Raw genomic sequence first — 16,910 nt, forward strand, 5'->3', positions numbered from 1 at the left:
TTACAGCAGCTTTCGAAATGTCAGATTGATTCTTGGCCGATCGATCCGTAGTCGTTTCGGTAGGCAATGTAGCCAATGATCCTGGCAATCTCCCTGCATCAATAGTAGGCTCCCATCTTCGAGTTCGAGTTTAACCTTTAAGTCCTGGGTGCTACGATGCTTGAAATGGAAGCTGCGATGAGCGCCGAAGCTCACCGACGCAATACAAGGCCGACGGCCCAATTCAACTTCGTTATCCTGATGCCAGCCCATAGAATCCCTGCCATCTCGGTAGAGGTTGAGCAAAACACCATTAAAGCTCTGTCTCGCAACAGATTCCACCCGACTCTTAATAAGAATCAGTTCTTTCGACCAAGGATCAGGAATCATGGTGATACCTGAATACCGCAGATGCTTATCTGAGTCAGCACACCAAGCTGTCAAGCGAGGCTGCATCACCTTTCGGCCAAATAGAATGATTTCCTCTTGGCGCCAGATCACGTTTTGATAAAGAGACTGGAAGAGTTGCTGCGACTCTTCCGGGCTGAAAACTTGAGGGAACAAATACGCTTCGCCATCGCGGGGCAGAAGATTTTCAGAATCCATAGGTCCAATCTATCTAAGTTTCTTAGGTGTCACCAGGGCGATGACCTCCCCTGAATCATGGTGCACCAACTCTACCCTATCTCCACGATGAGGATCAATAAAGCAGTCAACGTCGAAGACCATCTCGCAGTCGGTGTTACGCCGAGGCATCACCTGATCGACCTTAGGCTTGCCTTCTAAAAACCCCAAGACCTTCTCTAAAACCTTCATAATACTCTCCCTTTAGTGATCACAACACAACCGCCATTTTATCTACTACTAGTATCGACAGCTTCAGGGAAAATATTACCGCAACAAATGAACGCACACGATCCAACCCATGGCCTTACCTTATTAAGGGCTTTAGAGAGCTGGATGAATCCGCTAATCCTAGCGCTTCTAACCACCTCTAGCCTAGCTGACTAATAAACAATGTAGCTAGCCCCAGGAAGCTAACGAATCCCACGATATCGGTTATGGTGGTGAGTACTATGGATGAGCTTGTCGCTGGGTCTTGGCCGAGAGCTGTTAAAATCATGGGAATTGCAGCCCCTGAAAGACTCGCAGCTACCATAGCGATCACCATCGCCACTCCTATCACCCCAGCTAAGGCAGCCGACTGACTCCAGTAGAGAACCGATACCGAGCATAAGGCTCCGATCACCGCACCGTTGATCAGTCCCACCGTTCCCTCTTTAACCATGACTCGCCACTTGTGACGAAGTCTGATTCCTCGAAGTGCCAGGCCCCTCATGGTCACCGCTTGGGATTGGGCACCAGTATTTCCTGATTGCCCAGCAACCACTGGGAGTAGGACTGCTAACGCTGTGATTTTAGCAATTGTATCTTCAAAGACACCTACAACAAACGCCGCTAGAAATGTTGTAAGGTGGTTCACGGAGAGCCATGGTAGGCGCTTTCGCACTGAAAAGAACGGCGTCGATAAGGCTTTTTCATCCTTGCTTACCCCCACCATCTTTTGCAGGTCATCCAGTGCGTCTTGATGGACAATACTCACCAGTTGTTCGTAACGAATAACCCCAAGTATCACTTGATCGTTATTCAGAACAGGGATCGATGGCACCTGGTTTTTCTCAACCACTTCGACAATCTCATCCCTGGGAGCCATTTCTTGAACCCATGGAGTTTTTTTCGATATGTCCTTTAGCAAGGTATTGCCCTCAGCACTGATCAAATCTTGAAGATAAACTCTACCCTGCAGCACGCCATCAAAATCAACGAGAAAGACGCTACTAATGTTATGACCACGGGCCTTTCTCAGCCTTTCGATAACGTCGTTCACACAATCGCTAGGATGGAAGACATGGAATCGTACTTCCATGAGCCAGCAGAATCCAAGGGGTAACTGGAAAGGCCTTCGATCTCCTTAGCAAGGCTAGCCGGGAGCTGATCCAAAATAGACTTTCTCGCCTTTTCTTCGATTCTAAGCAAAATCCTAACCATAAGGGCTGGATCACTAGCCTTGATAATCTTTATCACAGACTTGGTTTGTTGCAGCAACTGAGCAGCTATATCAGGGTTCACGCGTTTCATAAGGATCGCGCTCGACGAGGCCGGTAGCTGCTCAATGATTTCCAGTTGCTGTTCTGGCAGAAACGATTCAAATGCTTCCGATGCCTTACGAGGGAATTTGGTAATGAAATCCGAAATCAGGCCAAGGGCGGCGAGATCTTTCATGAGCGTTCCTCCACCTGGGGCACGACAGAAGCTGTGCTACTAACCAATGCCGAGAAACCGATCGTGTACAGTTCCCCTAAGGCCTGACCAGCAACAGAAGAATCCTCTCGGCTCAATCGCCCCCGTTTCGCTTGCTGCATCCGCTTCATCGCTTCATAGTTGTTACGATGGCCGCTGACCCCATACCAAACGAGATAGCCCCACTAAGGAGCGTACAAAATAAAACAATCAGGATTATTGAGGTTAAGAACTCGACATCAATACCAACCTGCTTGATGGATACCAGAACCGTGATCGCGCAGGTACTGACGTAGGCGATGGTGGGCAAACTATTTGCTATTTCTAAGCCTGCTGCCACCGACGTTCTACGTAAGAAATCCCTGAGAAACTTCGCCGACAGAAAACCACTGATAAGAATCAATACAGCGCCGAAGAGGTTTGGTATGAAGTTCGCGAGAATTTTCATCCACTCCTGGAAAATATCCACACCAAATAGCTGCATGGTTAGCGCAAAAGAAATAAAAAAGGTGGTCCAGAAAAGAACCCTCGAAACACCTACAGCGATACCATGTAACTGAAGTGGGCCAACCACCCGAAGAATACGATGGTCGTTTGACTGAAGCTTTTTTATCAGCTAAAAACTCACCTTCTTGACCAGAAATGCAGCAGCAGCTCCAAAACCGAGCACTGATAGCGCCAGGATGATATCGTAACTATAGGAGCTAAGCTGAGCGCCAAATCTCTCCTGCAAACTTGATAGTACTGACATGTTAAGCTCCCTATGATGGCCGCAATTCCCGCGGACATTCCAACAAATATAGAGCTGTCTCAGCATTTTCTCAAATATTTTTAATCTACTAGGGCTAACACGCCCAAAACTTCAGCTCTGCTTTAAGGAATATTTGCGAAGAAAGCCCTGCAAAAAGTTGGGTAGTCTTCAGATTGGGCCTAATACCCTAGGCCTCGCAGCTCAACAAGCTCTGCACGCCCCGCTAGATTCATTAACCCAAGCGTCGTGCATCATGAGGGATCACTTGGTTATGAATGAGATCTTGCTGGCTCATGAACAGCTCCAAAACTGAAAGGGATTCTTCAATCATCCTTCGCCCATGGCCTATAGGAATCCGTCCTGTATCTGATAATAAGGTAAATATTCCGTCGCTCTTGCCCTGGTCAAGATCTACTGTAAGATAGTCTCTTTGAAAAAGTTTGAAGGTAAACATCTTCTGTAACAGCGTTTTTATAGGATGATCATCCAAGTAGATAGCTCGCTCGATAACTTCAAGCACTAGGTAGGCATGAAGGCTTCGCCGCTTATAAGCTTGCTCAAATGATTCGAAAACTTTCTTCGTTTCCTTTAGCACTAAGTCATCCCAGCCTTGATTCAGATCGAGGGCTGACATAGAGCCTTCCACAGTTAGCACGTACGCTTGCATATCGGTAATCATCGTTTCCATATGACGCGGCAAGCTTGCTTCAGAATCGTAGAAAGACTCAAGCCGAGTGGCAAGATACTTGCTTTGAGCGAAGGTTAGCTTAGCAATCTTCATAAATGTGCTAGGATCTTTCGCAAAAGCATTTTCTAGTGGAGTTTCGGGGAATCTAAAAGAGTTAATAAAATAGCGAAACTTTGTATAGAATGGAATAGGATCGAGAAAGATGCTAAACCAGCGGCTCCGACAGGTAAAATCATCTGAGTTCGCCCAATGCTCGAATTTTATCCATTCAATCTCCAGTCTTTTTTTGGAACCTGTTAGCTTTGAGCTTACAAAACATACTGGGAGATGAGCAAGCTTGTGGAGCAACCATTGGCAGGAGTCATGCTCAGGTTTTTGAGAAAAAAAGGACAAACCTTCGATAACCCGATTGCGATCAGAATGATCTAGGTTGATGTAAATCTGCTCTCTGGGTCCTTGAAGTATCAAACGCTTTCCCTGAACAGCTCCCGATATATCTGGATATGGCAAATAGTATCTCATGACATCTCCCTGCGGTTCATCCCAGTGTATCACTGTGGCAAAAAAAAAGCTGCCAAACGGCAGCTTTCTGGATCAGATTATATTGTATTAAGGTTCTTTCGGGTCTGAAGGCAGCAGGGGAGGTATTTTATTTTTCTCTCGCTCCTCCTTGGCCTCAGCGATCTTTCGCTTCTGCTCATCGATTCTAAAGGTATAGATATCATTATAGTGGACAGATTCGTAGACCTTGTAGCCAGCTGCCCCTATGAGAGCTAAGATCAGAGCTAATCGAGCCAAGCGTACAATCACACTGGTACGTCGTTTCACTCTCTGCTTCGAGCTGATATGATGATTGAGCCAAACAATTCTATTTTTGAACGTTGCATTATTAAAGTAGCTATCCTCTTCTGATTCTTTATCTTCAGCAAGAATGATGTCGAGAATCTCATGACTTCGAATCCAAAGCTGCTGACCATCGGCATTGTTGGTTAACACTGATTTATCATCATTTTGACGTAAATATAAATATTGAAGCATATGAGGAATTCCACGATAGGCTGCTACCAAAGAATCCTTAATCAAATGAGGATAGCGGCTGTAGTTACGCTTATAGGTTCGCGTCAGATACTCTCCAAAGGACCTAAATCCGCCAGGCAGCCTCCAACGTACTTCAGACAAAGAATTGCTGAAGCTTTTGAACAAGCTGTGCCTAGCATAAACGGCACCGAGTTCACTGAGGAGAAGACCATACATAAAGTCCTGGTAGTGTTCAGTCCGTGTCTCCACCTTGCGAACAAAGTCTGGATCTTCGTCCTCTTCTTGATCCACAGCTTGCTCTGGGAGCTCTGGCTCTGGCTCATCGACGGACAAGCCTTTCTCACCCAACGCTTCGACTTCGAAGTCTTTAAACGATGTAAGATTCTTAAACTGTTCGAACTTCATAAACTTGGATTTGAGCTTTTTATCTTGTCTGATCTTTAATTCCTCGTCCTCGTCCTCGTCCTCTGAATCTAGTTCTTCGCTATCTTCATCGGGCTCGAAGGTCACCGGAATCTCCTCGATTGGTGCAGTATCATCTTCGGGCTGATCCTCTAGATTTCCTATGGCAAGATCAATTAACTCCTGATCAATCACAATTCGAGCCTTGCCTAGAGCACCACCGTAGCTAATCACACCCTCCGCCTTTTGTGCTAAAAATAGGGTATTTTTGATCAGCCGTGGCTCCATCGTCAGGTCATTACGGGCTAGGTATTCTTCAAAGTAGCGCTGGAGGGCTTTATGATGCTCATTGTCAGAGCGGGCCTTACCGATGATTCGTTTTCTATCCTTTATAAGAGTCAGACTCTCCGAAATCAAGGCGAGAACAAACAAACTTAGCAAACCAATCACAGGGACTGCCAAGGTCCAATAGAGTAAGTCGGGTAGCAGTGATGACTGTTTTAGCCACCACAAAATCCCAATACTTGGAGCTAAAACAATTGTCATAATCACCAAGCGCCAGCTCGAAATCAGAGCCCATGATTTGAGTAACGAGGGTTGAACACGGTTTGCAAAACTATCAAAACCATAGATCCTAGGGAAAATAACCTTGCTAAGAAACACCAGCATGAGACCCCAAAGGAGACCGCCAACGATTGGATAGATCTTTAGGCCAATTTCTAGCAGAACTGCGGGAACACTATAAGGATCGTCGATTCCCAGGATTTCAAAAAATTTTTCTTTACTAACCAAGTCTTCGGAGGTTAGTGCTTCAAGGTCCTGACGAGCCTCAATAGAATCTAGAATGCCTCCATGACGACTGAACGCTCGGATCTTTTTGAACATTTCTATCTTGAAATGATTCAAATCACTTCCAGCTTTAATCTTGTAAATGCTGTCTGATATGAGTTCTTCGTTTTGTATATCATAGATTTGAAGGATTAGATCATCGTAAACGATCTTACCTTTTATGAAGATATGAACACCTTCTCGACCAAGCCACTCTAATTGGCAATTGAGTGGATAACATGTTTCATGAAACTCAGCTGGTGCGGGACGGCCTTCGAGACGCTCAAAGCCTGAAAGGACGTGAAAGGTTGTGCGCTCCATCGCTCTTGCTATCCAGCCATGCTGAAAAAGGTCCGATTCAAAGCTAACAACAAAAACTCCAGGCATCTTCTGCTCGTCCTTGTCCTCCTCCTCAGATTCTTGGGGCTTTTCCTTAGCCTTAATGAGGCCCTGAGTCATCGATGCATCAGCCGTTATAAATTGGATCAAGGCTGATGAGCATGCCTGCCATGTGGAATGTCCATAGTCTGCTTGTTTCCGGCAGAAGGAATCTATTGAGATCGCAAAACAATCCTCTTTCCGCGTTAAGCAAGTAATCTCTGGGGATATACGAAAGCTTGTGGCTAGCTCAGCATAGCGATTCCATAGCTCTTCTTGTAGTGAATTTTTGTGGCTATCAGGACTTTGCAGGATTTTTACCTGCTCTCGTGCGCTAATGAAGTCACGAAGACCTAGCTCTCCAGCGACAAGAATATCGAGAACCTTGTGACAACCATTGCGATCTCGCTCGTCAAACTCTTGGCAGTAGTCTTTCGCACCTTGACTCAAACACTGTACTTTTAATTCCAGATCCGAGGACCGGCAACTTGTCTTCTTCATAAAAGCTACGTATTCACGGAACTTGTTTATGTCGTCCTTGCTATAAAGGGTAAAATGATCGATTGCCTGCCGTATATGCTCCGCGCGATTTACTGCTGCATAGGGAGAACCATCGCCATCTTGTGCTGACAATGAAGCGAAGGGTAAGCTGACTAGAATCAGAAGGACTATCGATCGCATCATTATAACCTCCCCCGAGAGTTTCGATACTCCTTGCGAAAGGAATCAACAAAATTGTACAAATGTAGATGCCAAGGATAGACTTCTAGAAGATCAGGCTGCTCTTGTAGCCAATCGTGCCCTAACATAATGTCTGCCTTGCGGAGATACTCAAGCTGCGTCAGAAGCATCGGTGACACTTCTTCAAATCGAGCTGCAAAGTCCTCTTCAGAGCTCGAAGCTAACTCTTGATTGCTGAGATAGGTGGAATAGGAAAAGTGAGGAATTAGGGTTTTAGCTAAACCCTTCATTACTTTTCGCGGCAGCTTATGAGGTTTGACTTGATCCTCTTGAACCAGAGTCACCGTAGCACTAGCCACATCCTGCCCGGAAATAGTATACGTCCTACTTTCAACTTCTTGAGCTAGCTCATTAAAGTTTAGACATTGGAATGACACGACGCGAGATAGTAGATGCTCTCGTGGCCGCTCGTCATAGCCACCAAGATATGCAAGTGAATCCTGTCTTTGAAGAACATCGTTGACATCGCTCCAAATACCATGATCTTTCAAAAACTCCTCGGGATTGGCTGACAGTCTATCACAACTATCAGTATCAGCAGCCCAATGAATCGCAAATTCACGACAGAATCCAGCTGCTGGTTGATGCCGATCATTGAACAGGAGATGGGCGTAGGAGAATTCAAAGTTCTGACTGTTGTAGGTGTCCCAACCGTGTTCAAGGCGAATCGTATGAGGCAAGTCAGAATACTTTTGTAAGCAGTAGTTCGATTCAGTCAACTCGCGGAACCTTTGCTCTAAAGATTGGGGCGGCTTAGCCAAGTTTGTAAAAATATGATGAACGCTATGGGGACTAGCCTCCATGGAGTGTTGCTGGGCCTTGACCAACTTATCAAGATTAGCAGTTTTCTCCTTGAAGTCTTTGACTTGATCACTGACAGAATTTTCGTTCAGCCAAAGATCGAAATTTTGATAAACTGTTTCTAACTGGCGGTAGGTAAAATGAAGGAACGGTTCATCCTTCTGCCTCTTGTAGCAAATTCCATCTTCCCCCTCTTGCTGATCTTTCTTCGTTTCACAGTCACCCAAAGAATCGCTATAGCCAAGCTTGTAAGCACGAATGACAAGCTCACAACCTGGTGGCACCTGTTCTTCAGCCTCTGCCTCGTCATCTTCATCAGGGCAGTATTGATTGTTGGACTCTTCGAAATAGCGTGGGGCATCAGCCATCAAGATCAGCGTCCGGCTGTTGACAACTAGCATTGTGATCAGAAAGAAAGCTGGAAGTAGCAAAGCTTTCTGCAACCACAGAGGAAGCTCTAAGGCGGGTCGCCCACGATTCTCAAACAGGGAAAACTCCAGACGGAAGATATTCAAAAGAACAACTTTTCCTGGCAGTTCTTGCCCTCGTTTCAAAATTGAAAAGCCAAAATCACTGGCTCGTCTTTGCCCGAGAAGACGTCCACAAATGTCTGTAAATAGTAAGGTCAAACCACCAATGACAGTCAGGGTTAATGGTTGCAATCGTTCGATGTATGATAGTTTAAACAGATCCAAAGCCCAACCCAGGCCTAATAAGGCAGCGAGAAGGGTGAGAATCGTGATAGTTCTAAGTCCAATTTTCACAATTTACTCTTCATTATCAAAGCGATTCACCGTTCGATCTTCAATAGTGATTCGACGATTCTTAGATTTCAAACCTCTCAAGATCTCCCGTTGTTCCTTAGAGATCTTTCCTTTAAACAGTGGAACTTCTTCCACCGGAGAGTTGTCTGCATGGGTACATATCACAGCATGCTCACTGAGACCTGGATTATAACGCTGAATTTCCTGATAGGCTGATAACGCCCGTCGGTATCCTAGATCAATATTTTTTGACTTTTGGCCATCGTTATCAGTATGCCCGTGGATTACAATCATTCGTTTAACAACACCATTGTCATCGAAACCCAGAACACCATTACCATCTTGATCCCGAAACAATTTTCCAAGGACATCCTTACCCTCACCTGAAAGGCTTGCCTTACCAGGAGAGAAGAGAACATCACCAGGTAGATTGATCAATCGAGTGGTGACATCGCCAATGGTATCGCTGATGCCATCGTCTGCACCCGGACTCAAAGACCAGATGATAACGAAGAAAACCATGATATTGGTCATCAAATCCATGTAGATCACCTGCCAAGATGGATTCCGACCTTTTCTGCGTCGCAGATTTACTCGACTCAAATCTCTACCTCGACTTCATTCTTGTTTTCGATGATCACTTTGATAGCTTGACAAACAGTTTCATAATCATAGTCAAGGGCTTTGAGTCTTTGATCAAAGCGCGATCCCACGATCTTATAGACTGACGAGAAGACCGCACCGTAAAGTGTTGTCTTAAGAGCTAGAGCAAGCTGGGGAGTCAGTGATTCAATAGAAACGTTGGCACCTAAGCCATCAAACATGGCGATCAAACCTATGATAGTACCGATCAAACCGAAAAGTGGCATGGCGTCAGCGACAAACTCAAGGTTTGCATGAGAGTAGTCATAAAGCTCATGACACTCGGTATAGTATGAGTGGGCAACGAATTCTGCATATTCGTAGTCCTTACCATCTTTTGCCAATCGTTGGATGTCTCTAGTAAAGGGATTATCAGGAAGGCGAATAACTTCACCCTCAGCAACGGGACCAATTTTGATATGGCCTTGCTTATTCTTTTTAATGGAAAGGGCCTTATTGAGGGCATCGTTGGTTTCTACTAGACATGCGGCTTTTTCGATCACATGACGACTTGAAAAGAAAACCGTAAACGATGAAAGAAAGATCTTCACCACATCTGTTCCCGCTACATAGACCATAAGGCCAACGGAGATAATCGCCATCGATACAAAGTAGTTCTCCGTAACGAAGAAGACGATCGATAGAAGTAAGAGCCCTACAAACCCTAAAAGCCCCACAACCCCGGCACCAGCACCCTTCTGGTTCACTCCCAATTTTGGTGCCTTAACTACTGCGCTGACAGCTGTTTTCTCTGCAGAGCCATTAAACTTAAACATGATGTATCCTTCATTGAACTTAAGGTGACGACCACAGGCTACGATGCAATTTGCGAACCGCCTGACAAAGCCTTTAGATTATTATATAAAGATATGTTATTATTAGGTTATTTCACCTCAAGTTTTCGTGTTCCAATTGATCCGAAAGCCAGAACGTTTCTTCAAATGGCGTCTGTCTGAAAAATCAACACCTCGAAAATACGCCTTGGTAACCTTCAAAATAATGCAGCCTAGTGAAGTCTTTTCAGTTCTTTTGGACTAGAAGGTTTCCGGTCGTCTTTGTACTTCCTCGAAATGGGGAACCTTTTCGATTCACAGCTCGGCAAAATCTGCCGAAACCCCGAATGAAAAATTAATTCGTGAGGGGATACCATGGATTTAGTCATGCTCAGGCTGAGCGCTCAGCCTTTATCAATGATTTTGTTAAGCTTTGTAATCAGCAGCTGTGGTAAGGCTGCGTTTCAATTTAAGGCAAGTCGGGCCCAAGATGCTACGGAACGGCCTTCGGAAGGCCAATCCATTCCAAGACAGTTGCCACCTATCTTATCCCAAGAAGAACGTGACACGGTCGAACCTCAGGAAACTAAGGTGACGATTATCATTGAAGAAAGCCCCGTAAAAATCAGTAAGCCTCCAATGCACTTAGATGAGCCAGATGTTGAGGCTGAAATCGTGCCATACCCGCCGCACCCCTTCCAAAAACCTGATGATGACCACGAAGACGATGAACTTCCGCTGGGTAGCTTATGTCATGATATTCAGAAAAACCTGTTCACCGCTTGTGAACAAAGCCCGTTGTTTTTCGGCCCACAGCTAGTGTTTGAAAATCTAAACCTCTCGCGGACATGGCTGTCTCAAACCAACTTATCTAGGAGCATTTTGCGTCTTTCGAACCTTCAGGAGTCTTGTGGGCAAGGGATTCAATTAAGCGGTGGTTTGCTAGCTAACAATAACTTTTACCGTTCCGATTATAGGGGTGCAAACTTCTCTAGGGCAAGTATTGCGAAAAGCAACTTCAGTTCTAGTTTGCTAAGCCAAGCAAATTTCAGCGATAGCCAAGTTGAGGAAGCGGACTTTAGCGGGTCATGTTTGAATCAGTCCAATTTTTCCGCAGCTCAACTCAAAGGTCAGATCAATTTTAGTGGTTCAGATCTCAGCGGCACAACTTTCGCGGGAGCTTCTTTTAGCCTAGGAATAGACTTTTCTGCAGCTCGGCTTCAGGGTGCAAACTTCCAAGGTGCTACCTGGCAGCCTAGTTCTAAAGCTACAAGTTTTAACATAAATTTCGCCGACGCAGATCTTAGAGGTGCTAACTTTCTCAGGAGCGATGTTACAGGGCTCAATTTCTCTGGGGCGCAGCTGGAAGGAGCAACCTGGACTGATGGCCGCATTTGTTCAGAGCAATCCGTAGGTGTTTGCCGCTAACCGAGTGGTCTTCTAACCAGTTCGTGAGTCCATCCTGGCAAGAATTGCAACACACTTGTCAGGATCGGCTTCACTCTCAATTTTTTTTGAATTCTTGATCTATTAAGATGCTCACCTAAACTCTACAGCTAGAAACATATTCCGATTACAATTCGATCAGGTCACTCCCAATCTATAGAAAGCAGAACTTTAGCAAGGGCACATATCTTGCGGTGGCTCTTGTGTTCAAAACTTGTCGATGGAGGCAACCTCTTGATCCAGCTATTAGTTTCGTTTAGTATCGGCTTCTTATTAGCAGGAATTTTTGCCTGCACGACTAAGACCCGTGAAAGCAATCAAAGAACGGTGGAACCACCTGCCAGCTCCGAAGACCTTAACCAAGAGGACTCGATACCAAAGATGGATTCAGGAGGTGTACCACCAAGCGAATCACCTGAGGAGGATGAAATTAGTTTTTCTCATACTCGGGGAACAAAGATTATCGATCACAATGGTCGAGAAGTTTTTCTGAACGGTATCAATCTCGGTAACTGGCTCGTTTGGGAAGGTTATTTGATGATGGACGACTTTAAGTATCGCACCCACACCCAGTTTTTTAACTCTCTAGCGACTGCGCTCGGGAGTGTAGAACGCGCTGCTGAATTTGAACACCAATGGCGTCTTAGTTATGTTGATGAGAGAGCGATTCGTGAGCTTGCTGACTTAGGATTTAATAGTGTCCGGGTTCCATTTAACTATAAGCTTTTCTGGGATGGTACTGAACTGACAAATGATGGCTTTCAATACATCGATCAACTTCTTACGTTCTGTAAGACTCATGAGATCTATGTGCTCCTGGATCTTCATGGTGCTCCCGGGTATCAAAATCCGGGGGATCATGCCGATAACCATCTTTCGAATGAATTACAACCCAGAGAATCTGTTCAATTCTGGGATGACGACAACGTTGCCTTGACTGGCAAGATCTGGCAGCACATCGCTCGATACTATCGAGATGAACCTTATATCCTCGGCTATGACTTGATCAACGAACCGGTGCCCCAGGCTGGACGAGAATTTGAGCTTCTACCATCACTGATAGCAATAACGAAGGCGATTCGAGAAGTCGACCCTAATCATGTCATCGTCGCCGAGGGCAGCTGGTGGGCTTCTGATTTAACAAAACTCGACTGGCTCGATCCCCAGGTTCAACAGGAGACAGGAGTAAGAGCTGCTTGGGACCACAATCTGATCTATCAGATTCACCACTATGGCCCTGCTGAGGAAACCTTCGGCCGGGAAGAAATCACAAATCGACTCAATATACCTTTGATTATTGGTGAGTTCGGAGAAAGTGACAACGGCAATCTACGAGCCATTGCAAACTGGGCTGGCGAATCACTTGCTGGGGCGTTTCCTTGGTCTTTCAAAAAAATGTCTCATGACAGGACTCTGTGGACAATTCCAAGCAACGTTGCTTACGAAAGAGTCAAAACCTTTATCAATGACGGCGGCTCGCCCCCGATTGATGCCTTCGATGATATGATGCGTTTTGCTCGTGAGAACATACGCAATGGGCATCCATCCCATATTTGGCACCAGGACTTCTATGATGCTGTAAAGCCATAGCTTGCAATTGAACTGACCTACAGCATCATTCCATTTTTAAGATTTACTGTGTGATAACTGGAAAGAACTCCGGTACCAACTGGCTCAAACCAGCTGTGATTGCGGGAACTCCTGAACCAGTAAACGCTTCGCCAATGAAGATCAGACCATCCTTACCTTGTAATGACGACCAAGCTTCAGACCACGAAACGGGATCAATGGGAATTGCTGGAAAAGGATACCGTCTCTGAGCTATCTTCTTAGTCAACTCAAAACCTAGGGTTGAGCGAGCATAATCCTCTACAGAAGCATAGGCTTGGTCGATATTTACCTCCGGAGACAGTGTGTATGTTCCAACGAAGATCACATCCCGGCGGTGGCGCTTCTGCCAAAAGAATGGTTTAACAGCACTACCCAATTCCGGATTTAATAGGTCGATGCTTCCAAGACCAAGAGATTCTGGCCACCACGCAGCCTGCTCTGGCAGCCCAGCATTGTCATAGCCGCTAATCTCTGCAAGATACACATCATTGGGTGGAGTCCGATTAATGGCGGTTTCTAGTATCTTTTTCCGAGGCCCGTCTGGTAAGAAGTGCATGGCGGCTCTTGGAGTTGTTGCAGCCACCACCTTGTCAAACTCATAGCTTCCTTTTGGAGTTTGAACCTGCCAGTAGCGGCCCCCCTCTGCTTCCACTAAATTTAGGGCCGTAACAGGTTCCGACAGCTTGATGCGAATCCTTTCCCTTGCAACAAGCTTCTTCCAAAAGGTTTGATAGCCCTTCTGAAAGAACCACCACCGTTGACTACCTTTACCTTTGTTAGCAGCAAATAAGGAAACGATGTTATCGGCTGTGTTAGGAGGTAGATCATTGACGCCAAAACCCAAGCTTTTCAGCACCCGAACAACCTCAACCGGGGTCCAATAAAATCCACCAGCGAGGCCTCGCGGAGCGTTTGAAAGCGAGCTAGGCCCTGCACCAAGTGCATCAGCAGTATAAGTAATGAGGTGAGTAAAAGCGGGGATACCGAGCCTTTGCCCCCAATCGTAGATGCTTTCATCGGGTTGATGAGCATCGCTGATTCCACATGTCACACTATCGATACCATTGGCGATGCAATAGGCCCATTGCGACATTAGATCCAAGCCCTTCAGCAGCTGGCGCTTTAACTCATGAGGTTCAAAGGATTGATGAAATGTATTCAATGGACTTAAAGTGTTAGCTGGAAGATTCAGTGTTTCAAAGTCTACAGCAGGAACCAGTTTTGCCTTAGACCGATCGATCATTTCTTGCAATAGAGGCTGGATACCATCACCAGATATGGAAGCCCCAGGCACAAACATCGTCGCCATATCGTAGGCCTTCCCTTTCACCCACACCGTCTGCGCCACCCCTCCCACAGCATCAGCCTTTTCAAAAACAACTACATTTCGATAGCCCTGTTTTTTAAGGAGATAGGCTGTCGTGAGACCTGATGCCCCAGCCCCAATGATTGCAATTCTAGGTTCTGAAGGCTTCTTATCCGCCGCCATTGCTGGAAAGCACAAACTGCTGAGAGCAATAGTACATGTCACATGACGTACTATACGTTTTAATATGAAAGACATATCATTTCTTATCATCATTCCCCCGTTTCATGTCACTCCCGACATGAAATAATATTTAATATTGACAATGTTTAATATTTTTAATGGCATTCGCAGAATTGTAAACTAAATTAATCTTTACCAAAAGGGGCGACGTTAGACACTGAACCGCATGTTTTTGCAGCTAGGCTGCAAGTACTAGCGCCATAGCTCGCAGAAATTGCAAGCAGACCGATCCTGCAGTATGAAATGACTTCCGAACTGTAGGAAGGAGTGAATCATCAAGCCAAGTAATGACACATTCATCGCCTATCCAGGCTACACTGGCATCTACCCAGGCTATACACTAGAGATCGACGACCGCTTCCAAGAATTCAATGAGAGCATTTGGACCACTGGCGATGGTAGCTTCTACGAAAACTTCGTGCGTTTTTGCGATCGTGGGGTTGTCTTCGAAGGAGACGGCTATTTACGTCTTCGTATTCAAAAGGAGTTCATGTCGGATAGCTATTCCCAGGCAGAGCTGGGCTACCCCGGAGATCGCCTTTACTCGGGGGGCGAAATAAGAACCCGTAAAAAATATCGCTATGGTCGCTGTGAGGTCCGCATGAAAGCACCTCACGAACTCTCTGGTTTTGTACAGTCAGTCTTCACCTTCCACTATCCTAAATTGCCGGTTTGGGACGAAATCGACTGGGAACTCCAGGGGCGACACCCCGACCGTGCTGCAAGCAATATGATCGTCGGCAAGTATGCTAAGGAATGGGCTGACACCCGTGATTTTGGTTCTTACGAACACGAAGTCTCTCTGCCTCACGGTAGCTTGATCAGCGACTGGCACGTCTATGCCTTTGAATGGACTCCAGACTTCATCAAATGGTACATTGATGGCCATCTTATGCGCACACTGACACGGGGCGCCCTCCATCCACGCGGCTGGATTCCAGGAGATGACTCGCCCTTTGGTGGCCAAAGCAGCGAGATTATGATGAACTTCTGGTTACCAAACCCTGAAATCATGGCTGACTTTGGTGGCTGTTGGAATGAGGCTGCTTTTGATCACGGCCGGAGTGTCGATGCCACATATGATTGGTTTCGATACTATTCACTCGATGCATATCAACCGAAGTCATAGAAGCATCCAGAGAATGCATAGCTAGGCCCATACATGTCACTTAGGCACTCAATTAAAACTCCAAAGATCGTTATTCTAAGCTGAAGTTGAATGGATACAATCGAAATGCAGTGTCGGGCGTATTCTCTCGTATTCGAACGCCCATAAAACTTCGCATTTATCTTTATCCTACAATAATCACCGAATTGAGCTTGAAAGCACTCAATAACATAGCTAATACTTGATCAGCGAGGGCTTCGATTACAACAGGGTTTTCTTATGATCAAAATCTTCGGTTACACAGACTTCAGAAAGTTCCTCAAAGATTACTACGATCAAAGAAAGTCTGAAGGTCAGGGCTTCAGCTATCGGCGATTTTCGAAACAATGTGATTTCAACTCGCCAAACTTTTTGAAGCTTGTGATGGAAGGCAAGCGGAACCTAAGTATCGACTCCATTGAAAAAATCGTAACGTCTTTGAATCTTTCCCCCAACGAAGGTAATTACTTTCGAGTTCTAGTGAAGCTCAACCAAGAATCAAAGCATCAGATCAAGGCCATTTACTTCGACGAGCTAAAAAGGCTTACGCCTTACGCGCAGAAGCGCAAGCTTGATGCAGAATCCGTCGAATACCTCTCTCACTGGCTCTACCCCGTCCTGCGCGAGATGGCGAGGCAAAAAGACTTCCGTGATGATCCCTATTGGATAGCCCGTCGATTGACGGGTCGAACATCGGTTAAAAATATTGGCAAAGCGCTCCAGTTTCTCAAAGAGAATGGCTTTATTGTCAAGCAGAACAACCATTGCTTCACGGCTCCAGATATCATTGTACTATCTAGCGACGAGGTCCGTAGTCTAGCGATTCGTCAATACCATCGCACTATTCTTTGTCAAGCACAGGAAGCCCTCGATGATATATCAGTCTCTGAAAGGGAGTTCGGCGCTTTGATTTTATCCCTTTCTGATGACAAAGTTGGCGAACTGAAGCAGAAACTCAAAGCGTTTCGAAAAGAGGTTCACGAATGGGCGTTGCATCATCAAGATATAGAAGAACATAAGGAGCAGGTTGTCCAACTCAATTTCCAGATGTTTCCACAAAGCAAAAGGTGA

General features: G+C 45.7%; 17 protein-coding genes. 4 read left to right on the forward strand and 13 right to left on the reverse strand.

Annotated features, from left to right (window positions below; translation table 11 throughout):
• The 12 genes from B9N89_RS27840 to B9N89_RS27885 form a co-directional block, all read right to left on the reverse strand.
• Window positions 1-585 (reverse strand): alpha-ketoglutarate-dependent dioxygenase AlkB family protein, encoded by a 585-nt coding sequence (locus B9N89_RS27840; RefSeq protein ID WP_132325163.1) that lies wholly within the window; start codon window positions 583-585, stop codon window positions 1-3.
• A gap of 9 nt (window positions 586-594) precedes the next feature.
• The gene (locus B9N89_RS27845; RefSeq protein ID WP_132325160.1) at window positions 595-795 is read right to left on the reverse strand and encodes a hypothetical protein; all 201 of its coding nucleotides are present in this window, start codon (window positions 793-795) and stop codon (window positions 595-597) included.
• 178 nt (window positions 796-973) lie between these two features.
• Window positions 974-1,867 carry a magnesium transporter gene (locus B9N89_RS27850; protein ID WP_165931743.1) on the reverse strand — a complete coding sequence of 298 codons (894 nt, stop codon included), beginning with the start codon at window positions 1,865-1,867 and terminating at the stop codon, window positions 974-976.
• Window positions 1,864-2,262, reverse strand: coding sequence for a magnesium transporter MgtE N-terminal domain-containing protein (locus B9N89_RS27855; RefSeq protein WP_132325154.1), 399 nt, complete (start codon window positions 2,260-2,262; stop codon window positions 1,864-1,866). The genes B9N89_RS27850 and B9N89_RS27855 overlap by 4 nt, the downstream gene beginning before the upstream one ends.
• Window positions 2,259-2,402 carry a hypothetical protein gene (locus B9N89_RS31595; protein WP_159455690.1) on the reverse strand — a complete coding sequence of 48 codons (144 nt, stop codon included), beginning with the start codon at window positions 2,400-2,402 and terminating at the stop codon, window positions 2,259-2,261. Before B9N89_RS31595 ends, B9N89_RS27855 begins: the two co-directional genes overlap by 4 nt.
• A 5-nt stretch (window positions 2,403-2,407) precedes the next feature.
• The gene (locus tag B9N89_RS27860; protein ID WP_234996186.1) at window positions 2,408-2,749 is read right to left on the reverse strand and encodes a mechanosensitive ion channel family protein; all 342 of its coding nucleotides are present in this window, start codon (window positions 2,747-2,749) and stop codon (window positions 2,408-2,410) included.
• Between the two features lie 147 nt (window positions 2,750-2,896).
• Window positions 2,897-3,031: a hypothetical protein gene (locus B9N89_RS32205; protein ID WP_268808918.1), complete on the reverse strand. Its 135-nt coding sequence runs from the start codon at window positions 3,029-3,031 to the stop codon at window positions 2,897-2,899.
• A gap of 232 nt (window positions 3,032-3,263) precedes the next feature.
• Complete coding sequence (locus B9N89_RS27865) at window positions 3,264-4,241, reverse strand: hypothetical protein (RefSeq protein ID WP_132325149.1); 978 nt, start codon at window positions 4,239-4,241, stop codon at window positions 3,264-3,266.
• A gap of 87 nt (window positions 4,242-4,328) precedes the next feature.
• Window positions 4,329-7,049 carry a hypothetical protein gene (locus B9N89_RS27870; protein WP_132325147.1) on the reverse strand — a complete coding sequence of 907 codons (2,721 nt, stop codon included), beginning with the start codon at window positions 7,047-7,049 and terminating at the stop codon, window positions 4,329-4,331.
• Window positions 7,049-8,671, reverse strand: coding sequence for a hypothetical protein (locus tag B9N89_RS27875; RefSeq protein WP_132325144.1), 1,623 nt, complete (start codon window positions 8,669-8,671; stop codon window positions 7,049-7,051). The genes B9N89_RS27870 and B9N89_RS27875 overlap by 1 nt, the downstream gene beginning before the upstream one ends.
• Window positions 8,672-8,674: 3 nt before the next feature.
• The gene (locus B9N89_RS27880) at window positions 8,675-9,274 is read right to left on the reverse strand and encodes an OmpA/MotB family protein (RefSeq protein ID WP_132325141.1); all 600 of its coding nucleotides are present in this window, start codon (window positions 9,272-9,274) and stop codon (window positions 8,675-8,677) included.
• Window positions 9,271-10,089, reverse strand: a complete 819-nt coding sequence (locus tag B9N89_RS27885) for a MotA/TolQ/ExbB proton channel family protein (RefSeq protein ID WP_132325138.1) — start codon at window positions 10,087-10,089, stop codon at window positions 9,271-9,273. Before B9N89_RS27885 ends, B9N89_RS27880 begins: the two co-directional genes overlap by 4 nt.
• A gap of 372 nt (window positions 10,090-10,461) precedes the next feature.
• On the opposite strand from B9N89_RS27885, the gene B9N89_RS27890 reads away from it, so the two are divergent.
• A complete protein-coding gene (locus B9N89_RS27890; protein ID WP_132325135.1) occupies window positions 10,462-11,514 on the forward strand; it encodes a pentapeptide repeat-containing protein in 1,053 nt (350 codons plus the stop codon).
• Between the two features lie 252 nt (window positions 11,515-11,766).
• Window positions 11,767-13,122, forward strand: a complete 1,356-nt coding sequence (locus tag B9N89_RS27895) for a glycoside hydrolase family 5 protein (protein WP_200820807.1) — start codon at window positions 11,767-11,769, stop codon at window positions 13,120-13,122.
• Window positions 13,123-13,165: 43 nt separating this feature from the next.
• On the opposite strand, the gene B9N89_RS27900 is transcribed toward B9N89_RS27895, so the two are convergent.
• On the reverse strand, window positions 13,166-14,707 hold the full coding sequence (locus B9N89_RS27900; RefSeq protein ID WP_159455691.1) for an FAD-dependent oxidoreductase: 1,542 nt from the start codon (window positions 14,705-14,707) through the stop codon (window positions 13,166-13,168).
• A 403-nt stretch (window positions 14,708-15,110) separates the two neighbouring features.
• On the opposite strand from B9N89_RS27900, the gene B9N89_RS27905 reads away from it, so the two are divergent.
• Both B9N89_RS27905 and B9N89_RS27910 read left to right on the forward strand, forming a co-directional pair.
• Entirely contained in the window at window positions 15,111-15,821 is a 711-nt protein-coding gene (locus tag B9N89_RS27905) for a glycoside hydrolase family 16 protein (RefSeq protein WP_132325130.1), read from the forward strand.
• A 258-nt stretch (window positions 15,822-16,079) separates the two neighbouring features.
• Window positions 16,080-16,910: a TIGR02147 family protein gene (locus B9N89_RS27910; protein WP_132325127.1), complete on the forward strand. Its 831-nt coding sequence runs from the start codon at window positions 16,080-16,082 to the stop codon at window positions 16,908-16,910.

Source organism: Pseudobacteriovorax antillogorgiicola, from assembly GCF_900177345.1.
GTDB lineage: Bacteria > Bdellovibrionota_B > Oligoflexia > Oligoflexales > Oligoflexaceae > Pseudobacteriovorax > Pseudobacteriovorax antillogorgiicola.